At 64.6% G+C, this 517-nt stretch carries 1 protein-coding gene; it reads left to right on the top strand.

The window, feature by feature from the left end:
- Positions 1–517: IS1634 family transposase (locus OEY_RS29405; protein ID WP_010596977.1), on the top strand; the 517-nt coding region annotated here is incomplete at both ends.

Genomic DNA, 517 nt, shown 5'->3' with positions numbered 1-517 from the left:
GGCGCCGGCCGACACGACGGCGTGGCGGGCGATCTGGGCGTACTCGACCAAGCGTGCCCTGCGGGACAACCAGACGCTGAACGCGCAGGAAGCCCGGGCCCGGGAGGTCGTCGACGGCACCCGTGCTGCTAGAGCACCGCGGTTCGTCAAGAGCACCGCGAAGGGCAAATCCCTCGATACCGATGCTCTGGCCCGAGCGCGTTCCCTGATCGGGCTGAAAGGCTACGTGACGAACCTGCCTGTCTCGCTGATGAATCCACAGGAAGTCATGGCGAAGTATCACGATCTGTGGCATGTCGAGCAGTCGTTTCGGATGTCGAAGACCGACCTGCGGGCCCGCCCGATCTTCAGTCACACCCGCGATTCCATCGAGGCGCACCTGACCATCGTGTTCGCCGCGTTGGCGATCTCACGCTATCTGCAGGACGCGACCGGGATGTCGATCCGGAAGATCGTGCGGACCCTGCGTCCCTTGCAGGAAGTCACAATCACGATCGCCGGCCACGAGCACACCGCC

Source organism: Rhodococcus sp. P14 (assembly GCF_000256505.1).
In the GTDB taxonomy this organism is placed as follows: domain Bacteria; phylum Actinomycetota; class Actinomycetes; order Mycobacteriales; family Mycobacteriaceae; genus Rhodococcus; species Rhodococcus ruber.
This window is presented reverse-complemented; position numbering and strand designations above follow the sequence as displayed.